Source organism: Fimbriimonadaceae bacterium (genome assembly GCA_019454125.1).
Classification (GTDB): Bacteria; Armatimonadota; Fimbriimonadia; order Fimbriimonadales; family Fimbriimonadaceae; genus JALHNM01.
In genome coordinates, this window is sequence record CP075365.1 from 1,631,734 (window position 1) to 1,649,862 (window position 18,129).

Consider the following 18,129-nt stretch of genomic DNA (forward strand, 5'->3'; position numbering starts at 1 on the left):
GTCAAGCGCAGCTCAGAGCGACCGGCGAAACGCCCCTGGAGAGACACCCATCTCCCGCTTGAACGCCCGGCTAAACGCCGCCCCTGACTCATAGCCCACGCGCCAAGCTATCTCGTCCAGGCCCTTTTTGGTCTCGCGAAGCAGCTCGCACGCCTTTTGCACCCGCCATTGGGTCAGGTGCTCGAGCGGCCCCACCCCCGCCTTGGCCTTGAACCGGATCGCAAAGGCCGTGCGCGACATTCCGACTCGCTCGGCCAGCTCCGCCACCGTCCAGGGGTGCTCCGGCTTCTTGTGCATCAGCGTCAGCGCCTTCGAGAGGTCCGGGTCCATGAGCGCCTGGAGCAGCCCCCCGCGGCTCTCAAGGGAACGGCCCTCTTGCTCCTCGTGGGCGACGAACGTCCGCAGGAGTTCCACGAAGAGGACGTCGGCGAGCCTGTCCATCAAGATGTCCTTGCCAGGAAGGCTCGAACGGGCCTCCGCCGACAAGAGGCGAAGCGTTGCCGCGAGGCCGGGGACGGGATGGGCGATGTCGTCCCGCATCCGGATGAGCCGCGGCAGGGACGAGAGGAGGGGGATCGCCGTGTGGTTCAGAAAGCGAAACCGCCCGACGATCATGGACGTCTTCTCGCCGCCGCCGCCCTGGCGAAAGACGCCCTGGTCGTCGTAGGTCCCCAGCGTCAACACCCTCTCCACCGGGGTCGTCGGCGTAAAGGGCCGGTCTCTCATGGTGTGGGCCGATCCGCCGGGGAGCATGACCACGTCTCCGGCGGCCAAAGGCGTCGGTCCGCCCTCGCCTTCAACCTCGATGTAACAGCTTCCGCGCGAGAGCACGTAAAAGAGGGCTCGGTCCGGCTGGTCGGGAAAGGAGGTTCCCCAAGGAGCGCTCATCTCGACCGAGAGGTAGATCTCGCTCGCGAGGTGCACCGAAGATAAGAAGCTTGATAGTACGTCCATAACGGCTCCCCCATTATGAACGATCTAACAAGGAAAATGAACTTTTGGAGTCCATTCGTTCCACATGAGTGTGGTTTCATAGTGAGGACAGCAACGGAGAGATAAAAATGGTAGCGGACTCCACAACAGTTAGATTGGCGAGCACGAAGGACGAAGCGGTTAACGCGGCAGTCGTCTTGGCCGGTCGATTCCTCTTCTCAGCGATCTTCGTCGCTTCGGCGCCGATGCACTTCTCGCAGAGGATGATCGACATGGCGGCCTCCCACGGCGTGCCTCTGGCAGCGATCGCGGTTCCCGCATCCGGTCTGCTCTCGCTGGCCGGGGGGCTGAGCATCCTGCTCGGCTACCGCGCAAGGCTCGGCGCATGGGCCCTCGTGCTCTTCCTGTTGCCGGTGACCCTGATGATGCACCAGTTCTGGGCAGTCGCGGACACCGAGGCGGCCACGCTACAGCTGACGATGTTCATGAAGAACCTAGCCCTCATCGGCGGTGCCTTGCTGATTACTCAGTTCGGCAGCGGCCCGATGAGCCTCGACCAATGCCGACAGGCATGACCGGGTCCACGGAACGTGGCCCAAAGCAAAGCACGGCGGCCTAGCGCCGCCAACAAGGAGAAGAATATGAACAAGACACTCGTAGCTATTTTCGACAACGAAGACGCGGCGTTCAACGGACTCAACGCGCTGAAGCAGCTGCACCTCAACGGCGACATCACCCTTTACGACTCGGCGGTCGTCACGAAGAACTCCTTCGGAGAGACCAGCCTGGTGAAGGCTCCCGACGACGCCCCCACCGGAACCTTCCTCGGGATGTTCGTGGGCGCCTTGGTCGGCGTCCTGGGTGGACCGATCGGTCTTGCGGTCGGCGCCAGCGCCGGCATCTTGGTCGGGGCGACGTCCGATGCCTTCCGTGACAGTGTGGACTATGGCTTTGTCGACCAAGTTCGCGAAGTCATGATTCCCGGAAAGGTGGCCGTCATTGCCGACGTCGAGGAGACCTGGGTCACGCCGGTCGACCTGACCATCTCGGAGCGGGGCGGCATCGTGTTCCGTCGGCTTCGCCACGAAGTCGTGGAAGACCAGCTGGCCCGGGAGCACGCCGAGTTCGAAGAAGAACTGAAGGAGCTTAAAAAGGAGTGGGCGACGGCCACCGGCGAGACCAAAGCCAAGATCCAGGCGCGGATCACATCGGTCGAGCGGTCGCTCGACGCGGCTCGCGCTCAAGCGGACGCTCGGGCGAAGAAGCTCGCCGCGGAATGGGCCGCCAAACGCGAGGCGATGGAGAGCCAGCTCAAGGATGCGAACATCCGGGAGCGCGCTCGGATCAAGGATCAGATGGACAAGGCGAAGAGAGAGTACGAGGCGCGCGCCGCCAAGCTCCGCCAAGCCCAGCAACTGGTCGCCGAGGCCCTTCGGCCATAAGGCTCCCTTGACTGCACGGTGGGGGCGGGCCACGGCCCGCCCCCAGGATTCAGAACCAATTGGAGGAAGATGGTGTTTCAACTACTCATAGACAAATGGTGGCTCTTCGTCCTACGCGGCGTGGTCGCCATTCTGTTTGGAATCCTAGCGATCGTGAGGCCCGACGTCGCGCTCAGCGCCGTCGTCGCGCTTTACGGCTTCTTCGCCCTGACGGACGGGCTAGTCAGCCTCGCGGGGTGCTTCGTCTTCTCAAAGACCAAGCTCGTGTGGTGGCTGCTCCTCGAAGGTCTCTTCGGGATCGCCGCCGGAGTCGTCACCCTCGTCATGCCTGGGTTGACGACGCTCGTCTTGCTTGGGTTCTTAGGCGCGTGGCTGATTGCCAGCGGGGCCGTTCGGATCGCCCTTGCGATTCAGATGCGCAAGGTCATCGAAGGAGAGTGGCTCGCGGTGCTGGCTGGCGTCTGTTCCATCGTCGCAGGAGTCCTGACCTTCGTCAGCCCGCTTCAAACGGCCGTCGCTTGGATGTGGGTCATGGCTGCGTACGCCTTCGTGGTAGGCGCCGTCATGCTGAGCCTGGGGTTCAGCCTTCGAAGGCTCGGCGGCACGAGGCCGCAGGGCACGAAGGCCGCTTAGACGCGCTGGATTCATCGGTCGCAGCGGGTCTGGATTGAGAGGGGCTTGCCCCCCTTCGAGAAAGACCTTCTGCGACCGATCGGCACAGGCGCCAGGGGAACTGCCGGCCAAAAAGCCTCGACCCAAACGGGATTGAGGCGCCCAAGCTGGCTCATTGAATCGGGCCAGGCAAGGGCGCTACCCCCGGGCTCCGGCGCGCTCAGAGCCCCTCGCGGGGACGGCGGGCTGGGCAAGCCAGCGGAGCAGGTATCGTGGCCCGCAGTCCCACCGGCCCAACCCCAACTCTGGCAGGGCCTGGCCCGTGCCGTAGCCGTGCCACAGCCGTGCCACAGCCGTGCCAACGCGGTGGTTGTCCAGTCACTTTGCCCCCACTGTCCGCCAAGGCGGGGGCGGGTAGCATGGTCTGGCCCGAAGGGCAGGCCGGAGGCAGGTCGCTTGACCACCAGGCGTGCGGCCGAGAGCCTGCGTATCCTGGCCCGTCGTCGGAGCGACCAGACCAGGCCGCCCCTACCATGGCGACGCCTTACGGTGGCTTCCGCCCTCGAATCGACGGGTCACTGAGGGCCGACCAGCGCGGGCCAAAGGAGGGGCGGCCCGGGACACGCTTCAGGACGTGCCTTCCGTGCCGCGCGAATGCTCAAGGTTGCCCCAGACTTGAAGCCTCGATGGTTCGAAGGTTCGCCGGCCCGATTGGGCGAGCATCGCGTCAGCCACCAGAACGGGGTGTTTAATCGAAAAGCGGCGCCCGGGCACTCTTTTGATTTGGAGTTTTAGCGAATGTCACATATAATGGGGTTGCCTTTAAGGATCATTATGAAATTGCGCAGTCTCCTCGTCGTTCTCGCCGTCGCCCCGCCCGCATTCGGCGTCACCCAGACGTTGAGCATCTTCGACGCTGCATACCGCCTGGAGGCCGACGCCCGTTCCGGGGCGTCAACCGACAGCAAGGTCGCGTTCTCAAACAGCCTGGGGCCCCTGCAGAACTTCTTCGACCGGGTGGACGCCTTCGCGAGCCAGCCGCCGAGCACCGTGCACTCCTGGGCGACCGTCGGATGGACCTGCACGCCGACCGTCCTGGACGTGGAGCTCACCGCGTGCTGGGACTCCCTGGAGCTCGGGGCGGGCAATGCCGGGCACATGCTCAGCCGCCTGTTCCTCGGCATCAATCTCGACACTCCGAACTTTGTCGGGATCAGTGCGTTCTACGACCTGCCGAACTCATGGGCCGAAGTAGACGTCTGGAACGGCGCCAACTGGGTTCTCTTCCTGAACCGGACCCAAGTGCCGGGGTATTTCGGAGTCTGGAACCCGGGCGACTACCGCCTGCGGGCCGAGCGCCTCTACAACCCGGTCGGCAACTCGACGGGTTGTGTGCCGTGGCAGTTTCAGCTCACCGCCCAGGCGGTGCCGGAGCCGGCAAGCCTGGTCGCGCTTGGCGCAGGTCTAGCGCTCTTCCGTCGGCCAAGGCGCTGAGGCCCGGATCGGGATGAGCGGACAGGCGCAAGAGACTGACAGTCCAGGACTTTGACGGGGCGAAAAAGAACCCTTGCTATCGCGGGAAACCTGTGCTATACTGAACCTAATGGTACAGTATAGCCAAGCCCGTTTCGACGCCTCGTTCGGCGCGCTCTCGGACGCCACCCGGCGCGGCGTCCTGGAGCAACTCGGACGCAAGGACGCTTCAATCACCGAGCTTGCCGAGGAGTTCCGCATGACCCTGACGGGAATGAAGAAGCACATCGGCGTCCTTGAGAAAGCGGGGCTCGTCAGCACCGAAAAGGTCGGGCGGGTGCGGACGTGCACGCTCGGGACGCTCGGCCTTGAGGCAGAGGCGGCATGGATCGAGGGGCACCGGCAACTCTGGGCCGCACGCTTTGCCGACTTGGACAGGGTCCTCGAGGGACTGAAGCGGAAGGAAGGAGCCAATGGACGTTAACACAAGCACCGAGACCAAGGTCGAACGAAAGTCCGAGGTCGAACTCGCCGTCACGCGCACCCTCAATGCGCCCGCCCACCTCGTCTGGGAGGCGTTGACCGATGCAGAGCTCTTCAGGCGGTGGTGGGTGCCGAAGTCCTTTGGGCTGAACCTGGTCTCGTGCGAGATGGACGTTCGCGTCGGGGGGACTTATCGCTTGACGTTCCTCCACGAAGGGGCGACCATGGAGTTCTTCGGCACTTACCTCGAAGTGTCGCCGCCCTCCCGGCTCGTCTGGACGAACGACGAAGGCGACGCGGGCCAGACCGTCACGACGGTGACACTTGAGGAGACGGGGGGTAAGACCCAAATGTCCTTGCACAACCACTACCCCTCAAAGGAAGCGCTTGAATCCGACGGATCGACCGGGGCGATGCCGGAAGCGTTCGACCAACTCGACACCCTCCTCGCCGGCATGGAACCGACGCGGGAGGCGCGATGAAGCTTCAAGCAGACCAGCCGAACAACGATGGGTCTGCCGGCGTTAGGGGGAGGGTAGCCGGGCTCGACGGCCAAGAGAGCCTTCCCGTATCGATGTCCGGCAAGGCAAGCTCAGCGAAGGCCGCGACCGGCGACGGGCCCGTCTTCAAACACATCGCCGGCATGCCGCAGCCCCATCGAGGCATCGCTGAGCGGATCGACGCCCTCGCGGCCAAGAGTCTGCCCGGTCTCAAGCGGGCGGTGAAGTGGGGTATGGCGTACTATGGGGTCGACGATGGCTGGTGCTTCTCTTCGGGCGCCTTCGTCGGCCATGTGAAGCTCATGTTCATACGGGGCACGTCCCTGGTTCCGGAGCCGCCCGTGACGCCGACCGGGATGGGTCGAGCCACGCGGGGGGTCGAGCTCGCCACACTCGAAGACATTGACGAGGGCCAATTGGAGCTCTGGATGAGACAAGCGGCCACGATGCCCTTCGCAGGGGGGAGGAAGTCGTGACGCGGAAAGCGGTATTACTCTTGGTGTCTCTCATGGTCACCGCCGCATCCGCGCAAGAACAGCCCTTGACGGGCTACGCACCTGTCAACGGTCTCAACATGTACTATGAGGTCCACGGGGACGGGGAGCCTCTCGTGTTGCTCCACGGTGCGTTCATGGCCATCACGAACAACTGGGAGGGATGGATCAGCGAGCTTTCCAAGACCCGGAAAGTCATCGCGGTCGAGATGCAGGGTCACGGACGCACGGCGGATATCGCGCGGGACATGACCCCCGAGAACTTCGCCGACGACGTCGCGGCCCTTCTCGACCACCTCGAGATTCCCAAGGCGGACCTCATGGGCTACAGCATGGGTGGCAGTGTGGCGATGCACTGTGCGGTTCGTCATCCAGACCGGGTGAGGAGGGTCGTCGTCTTGTCGGCCCCGTTCCGTCGCGACGGAGTGGTGGAGGAAGGGGCGGACGCGTTGAAGAACCTCACGCCAGAACTCTTTATGGGTTCGCCGCTCGAAGAGGACTATCGGAAGCTCAGCCCGACGCCGGACGACTTTGCAAAGTTTGTCGAGCACATGGTGGCGGCGATGTCACAGGGGCGGGACCTGGACGCGTCTCAACTGGAGGGCACGGCCTCGCCGATGTTGTTCATCTTCGGCGACGCTGACGGCATCCGCCTCGACCACGTCGCGGAGATGTTTCGGCTTAAGGGTGGCGAGACTCACGGTGACCTTCGACCGCGGACTCCCTCGCGACTGGCCGTCTTGCCGGACACCACGCATGTGAGCTTGATGCAGCGGATGCCCGTGATCGTCCCCCTGGTGAACGACTTTCTCGACGCCAGGCAGGAATGACTCCTGATTAGCCAGAGAAGGACGGGTTTCGAACCGGTTGGTCTGGATGCACCGTAGCTTGCCCTTGGACTAGGCCTTTCCCTGGAACGTTTCTAGATATCTCGATATGTCATGGTATAACCCAGCCGTGGACTCGCCCCTCCTCATGTTCAAAGCGCTCGGTGACCCGACCCGGGCCCGCATCTTCGAGTTCCTTTGCTCGAAGTGCAGTCCGGTCGCCCTCGACGAGAGCGACGACGTCAGGCCAGTCCAGGGCGTCACGGTCGGTGAAGTGTGCTGTCACATCACAGGCAGCGAGCAGTTCAGTTCTACGGTCTCCTTTCACATCAAGGAGCTGCGCCTGGCGGGGCTCATCAACGCCGAAAAGAACGGCAAGTTCATGGTGTGCTCCCTGCGAAGGGAGGCGATCGACGTGATGCGAGACTATCTCGACCGCCAGTTAGAGACATTAAGGAGAGCCTGCACCAAGGCGAGTCCACAAGCATCCACCAAAGGCGAAGACCAATGAAAACACTCAAGATCTATGACCCTGCCATGTGCTGCTCAACGGGAGTATGCGGTCCCAGCGTCGACCAGAAGCTGGTCAAGCTGGGCGCCGACGTCGCGTTCTTGAATAGCAAGGGCGTCGCGGTGGAACGGTACAACCTCGGCCATTAGCAAGACGCCTTCACCGCAAACCAGACCGTCCTCGCAGAAATGGGTACGGAAGCGGAGAACCTTCCGCTTTTCATCGTCGACGGCGAGGTTAAGGCTAAGGCGAGCTATCCAAGCCGCTCCGAGCTCGCATCCTGGTTAGGAGTCGGGTTGGAAGGCGACTCGGCCCAAGCAAGGGTCGAACTGCCGATGGCATCCGCGAAGTGCTGCGAGTCCGAAGGTGAAGGGTGCTGCTGAGGTGTGGGCCGACGGTCTAACGTCTCGTAACCTCTTCTTCACGGGCAAGGGAGGGGTCGGCAAGACCTCGTCGGCAAGACCTCGCTGGCCTGTGCGACGGCCCTGCGCCTGGCCCAGTCCGGAAAGAAGACCCTCATCGTCAGTACCGATCCGGCGAGCAACCTCGACGAGGTCTTTGGCGTCCAGCTGGGCTCGACGCCAACCGCTATTCCTGGGATTGAAGGTCTTTTCGGGGCCAACTTGGATCCAGAAGCCGCAGCCGCCGCATACCGTGAGAAGGTGGTCGGCCCCTATCGCGGCAAGTTGCCCGATGCGGTCATACGGAACATGGAAGAGCAGTTCTCTGGCGCTTGCACGACAGAGATCGCAGCCTTCGACGAGTTCGTTCGGCTCATGGCGGACCCCATCGCCACGCAGGCCTTTGACCACCTCGTGTCACACGCTCCGGCTCCTCAGTCTGCCAAGCGCTTGGAGCGTCGGGGCCCTCAAAGCCCTGCTTACGCTTGCGAACCCCGGCACTAACGCCGTTTGGCTGGATCGTCAATCGTTCGCTGCTCTTCGCAGGAGTGTCAGGACCCTTGCTCGCAGGAAAGGCGGCCCAAGAGGTCGGGCCGATCCAAGAAGTTTTGGACTCCTCTGCCCGCGTGACCCTCGTTCCCTGGACGCCGTCCTCGGTACCGGCCCTTAGCCCATGAACGCAAGCCTGCCGCATGCTCGCGGGCTCGGGTTTTCGTTCCGCGGAAGTGGCTTCATAATTGGGCGGTGCCGGAGCTCCCGGATGTCACGCTCTATGTCGAAAAGCTGAAGGGTTTGCTCACCGGCCAGGTCGTGCGCGACCTGAAGATCGTGGCGATCAACGTGCTGAAGTCGGTCGAGCCCCCCGTGTCCGCGGTCTTGGGGTGCAAGGTGCTCGACGTCGAGCGGTTGGGCAAGCAGGTGGTCGTCCGCACCGAGGGGCCGATCGTCTTGATCCACTTGATGATCGCCGGACGGCTCCGGTGGCTGGAGCCCGGCACAAAGCTCCCAGCCAAGATCACCAGCGCGGCGCTGGATTTTGACATTGGCCGCCTGGCACTTACCGAGGCGTCGTCGCGAAAGCGCGCTTCGCTTAGGTTGCTGGGTGCAGAGGCGGATCTCGCGCCCTACCGACCGCAGGGGGTCGAGCCGCTCGAAGCGTCGTACGACGAGTTTGCCGCGGCCATTTCGCTCGAGAACCGCACGGTCAAGCGGGCGATGACTTCACCTGGGACGGTTTCCGGAGTCGGGAACGCGTATTCGGACGAGATCTTGTTCGCGGCGCAAATCTCGCCGCTCCGGCTCACATCGAGCCTCACGGACGACGAGATGGCGCGGCTCTATAGGGCCACCCAAAGCACGCTCCAGGCTTGGATCGAGCGCCTGCGGCTGGAGTTCAAGGACAAGTTTCCCGGGGCGGGAGACGTGACCGCCTTTCGACCGGATTTCAACGTCCACGGCCGCTACCGCGAACCTTGCCGAGTTTGCGGCAAGCCGATCCAGCGCATCCGTTATGCCGACAAGGAGACGAACTACTGCGCGCAGTGCCAGAACGAAGGCCGGCTCCTGGCGGACCGGTCGCTCTCGCTCTTGCTGAAAAAAGACTGGCCGAAGACGCTGGAACAGCTCGAAGGAGAGCGTCCTTAACACAAATCTGCACGTCGCCAGGTAGGGTAACGCAGTGACCCGACGCAAAGCGTTCACGCTCATTGAACTGTTGGTGGTGATCGCGATCATCGCCATACTTGCGGCGATCCTGTTCCCCGTCTTCGCCCAGGCCAAAGTCGCCGCGAAGCGGACGTCATGCCTTTCGAACTTGAAACAGATCGGAATCGCCAACGAGCTTTACGTGATGGACTCCGACGACCTCATGCCCTGGGTTCCGGACGAGTGGCTCGACCTGACTCCGCCTGTCAATTCCGGAGGTAAGCGCTATGCCACGCTCGGGGCCTTCCTACCCCTCTGGGCGCCTTACATGCGCAACGGCGACGTCTACCAATCGCCAGCCATCGGTTCCGGCGAGCTGACCGGATGGAAGTCGCACTTCAAGGGGATTTGGCGACAAGACGGGGTTCAGGACGCGAAGAAAGGCCAGAGCGCGTACATCAGCGACCTGCTTGGCGAGACCAACCCCTCCTCGACCCGCTTCACGCGCGGTCGCACCGCAGTCGCCGTTTGCGACGCTAAGGGCGTCTCCGTGTCGGAGCAAGAGTGGCTGATGTCGCCCTTCTTTGAGGCCGGTTGGTGGGACTATGCCCACACGCTCTGGGCCAAGGACGGGAGCGAGCCACCGGTCAAGGGCTGGAGCGCCCACGTCGGGGGCCGCAACCAACTGCTCTTCGACAACCACGTGAAGTGGGTCAGGAAGGACATCAAGCTTTGAAAAGGCTTGTGCCCTCGACCCCCTGCCCTCGGCTTCCATTCTTGGGTGCCAGAAGGCATATACTTGCGGGGATGAAACGTGCGCTTCTCGTCTCCGCCTTTTCCGGTTTGCTGTCCCTGGTCGCACTCGCGCAGCCCTATCACACTGAGAAGCTGTCGTCCGTAAGGGAAGGCGCCTGGAGCGTAAAAGGGGAGTATCCGCAATTCTTGGTGCGGACGGTCGTGGCAGGATATGCGAACGCCGGGCTTAAGAAAGCGGCGGTCGCCTCGTTCGACGCGTTCTTGGCCCAAGCGAAGAAGGACGTCCCGGAACTTCGCAAGGATGGCATCACCGCTGCTTACGATTACGAGCAGGGTTTCACCGTCCATACCGTCAATGCGGCGCTGGTCAGCGTCTCGTTCTCGACTTACCGCTACACGGGCGGCGCGCACGGAATGGGGCAGACGACGACTTACAACTACGCGGTCGGGCTTAAGCCCGAAGGCAGACGCTTACGCGCGAGCGACTTGGTCCCCAAGGGAGTGGACCCGATGAAGACCCTTGGCCCTGAAATCATCGGGAAACTGCTCCAAAGTGGGAAGGCAGAGTGGCTCGAGGACGGAATGCTCACAGAGCTTACGACCGAACAGCTCAACCGCTTTGCGATCGATAAGAAAGGCATCACTTGGTTCTTTGACCCGTACGAGATGGCGAGCTACGCGGCTGGGCCACAGGAGGCCTTCCTGACCTGGGAAGAACTTCAGCCTTATCTAAATCCGAACGGCGTCGTCCGGCCGCCCAGCCACTAGCGGACGTTAAAGTACTTAGCATCCGGGTGGTGGACGACGATTGCGCTTGTGGACTGCTCTGGCACGAGCATAAACTCTTCGCTAAGCTCAATGCCGATGTCTTGGGGTCGGAGCAGTTCCATGAGCTTTGCCTGGTCTTCCAGGTTCGGGCACGCCGGGTAACCGAAAGAGTAGCGCGCACCGTGGTACTTTGCGCTGAAGAGTAGGCGCATCTCGTCCGGTTCTTGATCGGCGATCCCGAGTTCGAAGCGCATCTGTCGGTGCCAGTATTCGGCTAAAGCCTCCGCACTTTCGACACCCATGCCGTGGGTGTAGAGGTATTCGCGATAGTCGCCTGACTCAAAGAGCGATCTTTCGAGCTCTGAGACCTCCGCGCCGACTGTGACGATCGAGAAGCCGACCACGTCCACGCGGCCAGAATCTTTCGCGGCGAAGAAGTCCGCGATGCATTGCCGTCTCCCATCGCGTTGCCGGGGGAACGTAAAACGGCATCGTTCGCTCGCTCCGTCCTCATTCAGGATTATGAGGTCGTTGCCCTCGCTCTGGCACCAAAAGTAGCCCCATTTCACCATAGGTTTCAAAACCCGGGCAAGCTCCTTTTGCTTGCGCTCGAAGACCGGGTCGACCTCGATCTCAAGCTGTGCGGCGAAGTCCGGGTTGCTCATTCCGTCCGGCTTTTTGAACTGCCACTGACCGCGGAAAAGCGCGATCTTGTTGATGTACTTATAGACCTCGAAGATGTCAAACTTCGTCGCTTTGCGAGCCCCGTAGAAGGGAAGGTCCGGTAAGCGCTCGACGTGAGCGACGTCGCTCTTGGTTCCGTCGAAGTGGTAAAGGCTTTGATCGATGACGCCGACTCGATGGCTGGCGACGCGCTCATATCCGGTTTCCTCGTCCCGCTCTAAAGCGACCGGCGCGGATACTCCCGTGCCGATCTCCTCCATAAGACGTAGGCCCTCAAACGCGTCTTGTGCGTAATAGACGGAACCCCTGTACAGCGACCGAAGGTCTTCTTCAACGTAACCCCTTGTCAAAGCAGCGCCGCCTAAGATGACAGGAAAGCTTTCAAGTCCGCGCTCGTTCATTTCGAGCAGGTTGTCCCGCATGATGAGGGTGCTCTTGACGAGCAGACCACTCAACCCGATCACCTGGACTTGGTGCTCGCGCGCCTTATCGAGAATGTTGTTTATCGGCTGCTTGATTCCAATGTTGACGACGCGGTAGCCGTTGTTCGAAAGGATGATGTCCACAAGGTTCTTACCGATATCGTGGACGTCGCCGGCGACGGTCGCAAGGAGAATAGACCCCTTTTCGCTGCCCTCGACTTTTTCCATCTTCGGCTCCAGGTATCGGACAGCCGCCTTCATCACTTCGGCGCTTTGCAGGACGAAGGGGAGCTGCATCTTGCCTGCGCCAAAGAGTTCGCCGACCGTCTTCATTCCAGAAAGGAGAATCTCATTTATCACTTGCAGAGGTTCGTATTTCTCGAGCGCTGCCTCCAGGTGCGAGTCCAGGTTCTTCTTGATTCCCTCGACGATATGTTTCTGTAGCGTCTCCTCAACGGAAAGGCCCGCAAAAGGATCAGTGCCTGTATCGACCGCCCGCACGTTTTCGAACCGTGCCATAAGCTCGATCAGCGGATCGTAGGAACAAACCTTTTCCTCGGCCATTTTTATCAGGCTACCTCCCTAAGCATCTCCCGGTTCAGACCGGACTTAGCCCATAAGGCTCATGCAAACCACACGGGTCGCTAGCGACCGGTTGAGCGTGTAGAAGTGGATTCCCGGTGCGCCTCCCGCGAGCAGCTCCCGCGACTGGCGGAGCGCCCACTCGATGCCGATCGCCATGGTCGCCTGCTCGTCGTCGCGATAGCCCTCCAGCCGGTCGGAAAGGGCGGCGGGGATCGACGCGCCGCACATCTTGGTGAACCGCTCGATCTGCGCGACGTGCGTCATCGGCATCAGGCCGGGCACGATCGGCACCGAGATCCCGGACGCGCGCGCCCGTGCGACAAAGTCGAAATAGACCGCATTGTCGAAGAAGACCTGGGTTATCAAGAAATCGGCCCCAGCCTCGACTTTCTCGGCCGTCCAGGCCAGGTCGTCCTCCCGCGATGGGCTCTCGATATGGCCCTCCGGATAGCAGGCGGCCCCGATGCAGAAGCCGCCGCGCCGGGCGATGAAGCTGATGAGGTCGCTCGCATAGCGGAAGTCCCCCTTTGTTGGGCCGACCTCGCCAATCGGGGCATCGCCCCGCAGGGCAAGCACGTTCTGCACCCCGCTGGCGGCCAGTTCGTCCAGGATCGCCGCCACCTCCGCCGCGTCTTGGCCACGGCATGTGAGGTGGGCCATCGTGTCGATCCCGATCGCGTTCTGGATGTGCCGCGCGGTCTCGACCGTCTTCCCCCGGGTCGATCCTCCCGCCCCATAAGTCACGCTCACGAAGGCCGGGTTAAGCTCGCCGAGGTGCGCGATCCGCGAATAGAGCCGCTCTAAGCCGGCTTCAGTCTTCGGAGGGAAGAATTCGAAGGAGAACGCTGGGACGGGCCGACGGTAGACCTCGCACACGCGCATGGGCCCGAATCGTACCGCAACCTGGGCGCGACCTCCTAAATTTGCGGGCACCCCAATGGCCAAGCCCTAGGCAAGGCGAGGGGCTCGCCGCTGGTCCTGGCATAAATCTCCCTGTGGCGTCCCCGTTCTTAGAAGCCTTGGCCGAGCGCCCCCTGATTTTCGACGGGGCGATTGGAACCCAAATCCAAGCTCGCGAGCTTGAGGACGCGGCCTTCATCTTGGGGCCGAATTCGGCCGCTTCGCCTGAGGCCCGGGCCGCGGCCGACCGCCTTGAGGGCAGGCTCCTCGACGGCTGTAACGAGATCCTGAACCTGACGCGGCCCGACGTCCTAGAGGAAATCCACTCGGCGTATTTCGAGGCGGGCAGCGACATCGTCGAGACGAACACGTTCGGCGCCACCAGCATCGTCCTGGCCGAGTACGAGATCCCGGAACTGGTCTACGACGTCGCCCGGGCCGGGGCGGAGATCGCGCGACGCGCGGCAGACCGCTATAGCGGCAAGTTCGTCGCAGGCGGGGTGGGCCCTGGCACAAAGCTCGTCAGCCTCGGCCAGACCACCTGGGAAGAGCTTGAAGAGACCTATACCACCGCCTGCACCGCGCTGCTCGATGGCGGAGTGGACGTGCTGCTTCTCGAGACCCTGCAAGACTTGCTCATGGTGAAGGCGGGGGTGGTCGCGGCGGAAAACGCCATGGCCGCAGCCGGTCGGCGGGTGCCGCTCATCGTCCAGGTGACGATGGAGCAGACGGGGACCATGCTCCTCGGCAGCGACATGGGCGCGGCCGTGACGATGCTCGAGTGCTTCCCAAGCGTCACGGCCATCGGCATGAACTGCGCGACGGGCCCCGTCGAGATGATGCCGCACGTCCGCTTCCTCTCACAAAACTCGACCCGCCCGATCAGCGTCCAGCCGAACGCGGGGCTCCCCGTTATGGAAGGCGGGCGCGCGGTCTATAAGCTCACGCCGGAGCAATTGGCCGAGTACCACGTCCAGTTTGTGGAGGAGTTCGGTGTCGCCCTGGCGGGAGGATGCTGCGGGACGACCCCGAAACACATCGAGGCGGTCGCGGGCGCGCTGAAGGGGAAGCGGCACACGGCCGATGCCCACTGGCGGAAGGCGTCTGCCGTCTTTCCCGGCTTCGACTTCACCATGCGCGGGGTGGGCCAGGACGCGGCCGTCAAGCTGGTGGGTTGCGCGAGCCTCTACCAGTTCCAGCCGTACGAGCAAGACCAGAGCTTCCTCATCGTGGGAGAGCGCACGAACGCGAACGGCTCCAAGGCTTTTCGCGACATGCTTGCCGCGGAGAACTGGGACGGCCTCACGGAACTCGCTCGCGAGCTCGAAGGCGAGGGGTCGCACGTCTTGGACGTCTGCACCGCCTACGTCGGCCGGAACGAGGAAGGCGACATGCGCCGGTTGCTGAAAGCGTATAACCAGCACATCACGGTGCCGATCATGGTGGACTCGACCGAGGCGAACGTGGTCGAAGCGGCGCTCCAGACGCTCGCGGGCAAGCCGATCGTCAACTCGATCAACTTCGAGGACGGGGAGAAACGCACCGAGCAGGTTCTGGAGCTTTGCCGCCGGTATGGGGCGGCGGTGGTCGGCCTCACCATCGACGAGGACGGGATGGCGAAGACGGCGGAGAAGAAGCTCGAGATCGCCGAGCGGATCCTTGAAAGGACGCGCAGCCACGGCCTGCCGGACCACGACGTCTTTATCGATGCCCTCACGTTCACGCTGGGCTCCGGAGACGAGGAGTTCCGCAAGTCTGCGGTCGCCACGATTGAGGCGATCCGGCGGATCCGCGAGGCCCACCCGCGCGTGAACACGATTCTCGGGGTGAGCAACGTCTCATTCGGGCTGAAACCCGCGGCGCGGCTTGTCCTGAACTCCGCCTTCCTCCACTTTGCGCGCGAGGCGGGGCTGACCAGCGCGATCGTCCACGCGAGCAAGATCTTGCCCGAGAACCGCATCGAGGGCGACATTTGGAAGGTCGCGGCGGACCTCGTGTTCGACCGCCGTGAGTTCGCGGTGGCGTAGGGCCACCGCGATTTGTCAGGCCTGGGCTGGGGCCGGCGCCCCGCCCACGAAGACGAACTGCCCGCCACGGTAGTCCACGGTCAGCCGTTCGCCGTCCGCGATCTTGCCGCTCAGCAGCTCGTTTGCGAGCGGGTTCATGATCTGCCGCTGGATCTCGCGCTTCAAGGGGCGGGCGCCATAGACCGGGTCGAAGCCGGCCGTGGCCAGCTGCATGAGCGCTTCGTCTGTCACCGAGAGCTCGATGCGCCGGTCAGCCAGCCGCTCGGCGAGCCGAGCGATCTGGATGTTCACGATCTTGCGGATCTCCGTCGCCGAAAGCGGGCGGAACACCACAATGTCGTCCAAGCGGTTGATGAACTCGGGACGGAAGAAGTTCCGCAGCTCGCCCACGACCCGCTGCTTCACGGTCTCGAAGTCGACGCCCTCTAGGATGCCCTCGCCATAGTGGTGGGAGCCAATGTTGCTCGTCATTATGAGGATCGTGTTGCGGAAGTCCACGGTCCGCCCTTGAGAATCGGTCAGGCGACCGTCGTCCAGCACCTGCAGCAGTACGTTGAACACCTCGGGGTGCGCCTTCTCGACCTCGTCGAGCAAAACGACCGAGTAGGGGCGCCGCCGCACGGCTTCTGTGAGTTGCCCGCCCTCGTCATAGCCGACGTAGCCAGGGGGAGCGCCGATCAAACGGGCGACCGAGTGCCGCTCGCCGTACTCGCTCATGTCGATACGGATCATCGCGCGTTCGTCGTCGAAGAGGAACTCGGCGAGCGCCTTGGCCGTCTCCGTCTTGCCGACGCCCGTCGGCCCAAGGAAGAGGAATGACCCCACGGGCCGGTTCGGGTCGGCTAGGCCGGAACGGGAGCGGCGGATAGCGTCCGCAAGAAGCCGCAACGGCTCGTCCTGGCCGACAACGCGCTCGCGCAGGTGGTCTTCCAGGTTGAGGAGCTTCTGCATTTCGCCGCTCACCAGCTTGCTGACCGGGATGCCGGTCCAGCGGCTGACCACCTCGGCGATATCCTCGTCCTCCACCTCTTCGCGAAGCAGTTTCGACCCTTTCTGGGTCTCCTCGACCTTTGCCGTCTCTTCGGCGAGCTGCTTTTCGAGCGCGGGGATGCGCCCGTGCTGGATCTCGGCGGCTCGGCCGTAATCGAAGTCGCGCTCGGCTTGCTGCAACTGGGTGCGCAAATCCTCGATCTCTTGCTTGATTGACCGGATCCGTTCGATCTCAGCCTTCTCGTTCTGCCACTTGGCACGGAGACCGGCTGCTTCCTCGCTCGCTTCCGCGATTTTCTTCTCGGTCTGGGCGAGGCGCTCTTGGCTCGCGCGGTCGTCCTCCTTCATCAGGGCCGCGCGGTCGATCTCGAGCTGGCGAACTTGGCGCTCGACCGAGTCGAGTTCGCTGGGCATGGAATCGATCTCCATCTTGAGGCGGCTGGCCGCCTCGTCCACCAAGTCGATCGCCTTGTCGGGGAGGAAGCGGTCGCTGATATAGCGGTCGCTGAGGGTGGCGGCGGCCACGATCGCGCCGTCCGTGATGCGGACGCCGTGGTGGATCTCGTAGCGCTCCTTCAGGCCGCGGAGGATCGAGATCGTCTCCGCGACGCTCGGTTCGCCCACGTAGACGGTCTGGAAGCGCCGCTCAAGGGCCTTGTCCTTCTCAACGTGCTGGCGGTACTCGTTCAGGGTGGTGGCGCCGATGCACCGCAGCTCCCCGCGGGCAAGCATGGGTTTCAGCATGTTCGCCGCGTCTAGCGAGCCTTCTGCTTTCCCGGCCCCGACCAAAGTGTGCAACTCGTCGATGAACAGGATGGTCTGGCCGTTCGACTTTTTGATCTCTTCGAGGACGGCTTTCAGGCGCTCCTCAAACTCTCCGCGGTACTTGGCTCCCGCGACCATGGCCCCGAGGTCCAGGGCGACCACCGCCTTGTTACGCAGGCTCTCGGGAACGTCTCCCGCGACGATCCGCTGGGCCAAGCCCTCGACGACCGCCGTCTTGCCGACCCCTGGTTCGCCGATCAGCACGGGGTTGTTCTTCGTGCGCCGGCTGAGCACCTGGATGCAACGCCGCACCTCTTCGTCGCGCCCGATGACGGGGTCGAGCTTGCCCTTACGGGCCCGCTCGGTGAGGTCGTTGCCGTACTTCTCCAGAGCCTGGTAAGTGTTCTCCGCGTTCGGGTCCGTGACCTTCCGGCCGCCGCGCACGTCCCCGATGGCCGCTTCGAGCGCCTTCTCAGTGACCCCGTTCGACTTGAGGATGCGCCCCGCCGGGCCGGAGTCGTCCACGATCGCGAGTAAGAGGTGCTCCGTCGAGACGTATTCGTCGCCCAAACGGTCCGCCTCACGAAAGGCGTTGTTCATCACCGTCTGCAAGCGGGAGCCGACGCTAGCCCCGTGGGTCGCGCCCGCACCACTGACCTTCGGCTGCTTGGCGACTTCCTCGTGCGCCTGCCCCAAAACGGCGGCTGGCGCGACCCCGGCCTTCCCGAGCAGCGCCGCTGGCACCCCTTCAGGGTCTGCAAGCAGTGCCGCTAACAAGTGTTCAGGCTCGATCGCCTGAACTTCGGCGTCGGCGGCGACACGCTGGGCGTCCTGGAAGGCTTCCTGCGCCTTGATCGTGAGCTTATCAAACCTCATCTTGACTCTACTATTATCAAATAACTCCACCGAGGC

The 18,129-nt window shown here is 63.1% G+C and carries 18 protein-coding genes and 1 pseudogene; 15 read left to right on the top strand and 4 right to left on the bottom strand.

What is annotated here, in order from left to right; genetic code table 11:
• Window positions 1-12: 12 nt before the first annotated feature.
• Window positions 13-954 (bottom strand): AraC family transcriptional regulator, encoded by a 942-nt coding sequence (locus KF733_08075; GenBank protein QYK54961.1) that lies wholly within the window; start codon window positions 952-954, stop codon window positions 13-15.
• A 134-nt stretch (window positions 955-1,088) separates the two neighbouring features.
• On the opposite strand from KF733_08075, the gene KF733_08080 reads away from it, so the two are divergent.
• The 14 genes and pseudogenes from KF733_08080 (at window position 1,089) to KF733_08145 (ending at window position 10,844) form a co-directional block, all read left to right on the top strand.
• On the top strand, window positions 1,089-1,508 hold the full coding sequence (locus tag KF733_08080) for a DoxX family protein (GenBank protein ID QYK54962.1): 420 nt from the start codon (window positions 1,089-1,091) through the stop codon (window positions 1,506-1,508).
• A gap of 66 nt (window positions 1,509-1,574) precedes the next feature.
• Complete coding sequence (locus KF733_08085; GenBank protein ID QYK54963.1) at window positions 1,575-2,375, top strand: DUF1269 domain-containing protein; 801 nt, start codon at window positions 1,575-1,577, stop codon at window positions 2,373-2,375.
• 69 nt (window positions 2,376-2,444) lie between these two features.
• The gene (locus tag KF733_08090; GenBank protein ID QYK54964.1) at window positions 2,445-3,008 is read left to right on the top strand and encodes an HdeD family acid-resistance protein; all 564 of its coding nucleotides are present in this window, start codon (window positions 2,445-2,447) and stop codon (window positions 3,006-3,008) included.
• Window positions 3,009-3,821: 813 nt separating this feature from the next.
• The gene (locus KF733_08095; protein ID QYK54965.1) at window positions 3,822-4,481 is read left to right on the top strand and encodes a PEP-CTERM sorting domain-containing protein; all 660 of its coding nucleotides are present in this window, start codon (window positions 3,822-3,824) and stop codon (window positions 4,479-4,481) included.
• A 109-nt stretch (window positions 4,482-4,590) separates the two neighbouring features.
• On the top strand, window positions 4,591-4,944 hold the full coding sequence (locus tag KF733_08100) for a helix-turn-helix transcriptional regulator (protein QYK54966.1): 354 nt from the start codon (window positions 4,591-4,593) through the stop codon (window positions 4,942-4,944).
• Entirely contained in the window at window positions 4,934-5,425 is a 492-nt protein-coding gene (locus tag KF733_08105) for an SRPBCC domain-containing protein (protein ID QYK54967.1), read from the top strand. The genes KF733_08100 and KF733_08105 overlap by 11 nt, the downstream gene beginning before the upstream one ends.
• Window positions 5,422-5,919 (top strand): DUF1801 domain-containing protein, encoded by a 498-nt coding sequence (locus KF733_08110; GenBank protein QYK54968.1) that lies wholly within the window; start codon window positions 5,422-5,424, stop codon window positions 5,917-5,919. Before KF733_08105 ends, KF733_08110 begins: the two co-directional genes overlap by 4 nt.
• Before the next feature lie 32 nt (window positions 5,920-5,951).
• Window positions 5,952-6,767, top strand: a complete 816-nt coding sequence (locus tag KF733_08115) for an alpha/beta fold hydrolase (protein ID QYK54969.1) — start codon at window positions 5,952-5,954, stop codon at window positions 6,765-6,767.
• Window positions 6,768-6,873: 106 nt separating this feature from the next.
• Window positions 6,874-7,275 carry a helix-turn-helix transcriptional regulator gene (locus tag KF733_08120; GenBank protein QYK54970.1) on the top strand — a complete coding sequence of 134 codons (402 nt, stop codon included), beginning with the start codon at window positions 6,874-6,876 and terminating at the stop codon, window positions 7,273-7,275.
• Window positions 7,272-7,658 (top strand): annotated as a pseudogene (gene arsD, locus KF733_08125) (arsenite efflux transporter metallochaperone ArsD). The gene KF733_08120 and the pseudogene arsD overlap by 4 nt, the downstream one beginning before the upstream one ends.
• Window positions 7,659-7,742: 84 nt before the next feature.
• Window positions 7,743-8,180, top strand: a complete 438-nt coding sequence (locus tag KF733_08130) for a hypothetical protein (protein ID QYK57161.1) — start codon at window positions 7,743-7,745, stop codon at window positions 8,178-8,180.
• Window positions 8,181-8,420: 240 nt separating this feature from the next.
• Window positions 8,421-9,320 carry a hypothetical protein gene (locus KF733_08135; GenBank protein QYK54971.1) on the top strand — a complete coding sequence of 300 codons (900 nt, stop codon included), beginning with the start codon at window positions 8,421-8,423 and terminating at the stop codon, window positions 9,318-9,320.
• A 34-nt stretch (window positions 9,321-9,354) separates the two neighbouring features.
• Window positions 9,355-10,056: a prepilin-type N-terminal cleavage/methylation domain-containing protein gene (locus tag KF733_08140; GenBank protein ID QYK54972.1), complete on the top strand. Its 702-nt coding sequence runs from the start codon at window positions 9,355-9,357 to the stop codon at window positions 10,054-10,056.
• A gap of 71 nt (window positions 10,057-10,127) precedes the next feature.
• Entirely contained in the window at window positions 10,128-10,844 is a 717-nt protein-coding gene (locus tag KF733_08145; protein ID QYK54973.1) for a DUF3298 and DUF4163 domain-containing protein, read from the top strand.
• Here the strand turns inward: KF733_08145 and KF733_08150 are convergent.
• Both KF733_08150 and metF read right to left on the bottom strand, forming a co-directional pair.
• Entirely contained in the window at window positions 10,841-12,514 is a 1,674-nt protein-coding gene (locus tag KF733_08150) for a B12-binding domain-containing protein (GenBank protein ID QYK54974.1), read from the bottom strand. The two genes, KF733_08145 and KF733_08150, sit on opposite strands and share 4 nt — an antisense overlap.
• A gap of 45 nt (window positions 12,515-12,559) precedes the next feature.
• The gene (gene metF, locus KF733_08155; GenBank protein QYK54975.1) at window positions 12,560-13,417 is read right to left on the bottom strand and encodes a methylenetetrahydrofolate reductase [NAD(P)H]; all 858 of its coding nucleotides are present in this window, start codon (window positions 13,415-13,417) and stop codon (window positions 12,560-12,562) included.
• Window positions 13,418-13,530: 113 nt separating this feature from the next.
• Here metF and KF733_08160 point away from each other — a divergent pair, with 113 nt between their 5' ends.
• Window positions 13,531-15,462 (top strand): homocysteine S-methyltransferase family protein, encoded by a 1,932-nt coding sequence (locus KF733_08160; protein ID QYK54976.1) that lies wholly within the window; start codon window positions 13,531-13,533, stop codon window positions 15,460-15,462.
• A gap of 15 nt (window positions 15,463-15,477) precedes the next feature.
• Here KF733_08160 and clpB read toward each other — a convergent pair whose 3' ends face one another.
• Window positions 15,478-18,093 carry an ATP-dependent chaperone ClpB gene (clpB, locus tag KF733_08165; GenBank protein QYK54977.1) on the bottom strand — a complete coding sequence of 872 codons (2,616 nt, stop codon included), beginning with the start codon at window positions 18,091-18,093 and terminating at the stop codon, window positions 15,478-15,480.
• Window positions 18,094-18,129: the final 36 nt, after the last annotated feature.

Coding starts and splice junctions, on each gene's coding strand:
- KF733_08090 (QYK54964.1), top strand. CDS start 2,445: ATGGTGTTTCAACTACTCATAGACAAATGGTGGCTCTTCGTCCTACGC.
- KF733_08095 (QYK54965.1), top strand. CDS start 3,822: ATGAAATTGCGCAGTCTCCTCGTCGTTCTCGCCGTCGCCCCGCCCGCA.
- KF733_08120 (QYK54970.1), top strand. CDS start 6,874: ATGTCATGGTATAACCCAGCCGTGGACTCGCCCCTCCTCATGTTCAAA.
- KF733_08115 (QYK54969.1), top strand. CDS start 5,952: ATGGTCACCGCCGCATCCGCGCAAGAACAGCCCTTGACGGGCTACGCA.
- KF733_08100 (QYK54966.1), top strand. CDS start 4,591: ATGGTACAGTATAGCCAAGCCCGTTTCGACGCCTCGTTCGGCGCGCTC.
- KF733_08110 (QYK54968.1), top strand. CDS start 5,422: ATGAAGCTTCAAGCAGACCAGCCGAACAACGATGGGTCTGCCGGCGTT.
- KF733_08145 (QYK54973.1), top strand. CDS start 10,128: ATGAAACGTGCGCTTCTCGTCTCCGCCTTTTCCGGTTTGCTGTCCCTG.
- KF733_08105 (QYK54967.1), top strand. CDS start 4,934: ATGGACGTTAACACAAGCACCGAGACCAAGGTCGAACGAAAGTCCGAG.
- KF733_08085 (QYK54963.1), top strand. CDS start 1,575: ATGAACAAGACACTCGTAGCTATTTTCGACAACGAAGACGCGGCGTTC.
- clpB (QYK54977.1), bottom strand. CDS start 18,093: ATGAGGTTTGATAAGCTCACGATCAAGGCGCAGGAAGCCTTCCAGGAC.
- KF733_08150 (QYK54974.1), bottom strand. CDS start 12,514: ATGGCCGAGGAAAAGGTTTGTTCCTACGATCCGCTGATCGAGCTTATG.
- KF733_08075 (QYK54961.1), bottom strand. CDS start 954: ATGGACGTACTATCAAGCTTCTTATCTTCGGTGCACCTCGCGAGCGAG.
- metF (QYK54975.1), bottom strand. CDS start 13,417: ATGCGCGTGTGCGAGGTCTACCGTCGGCCCGTCCCAGCGTTCTCCTTC.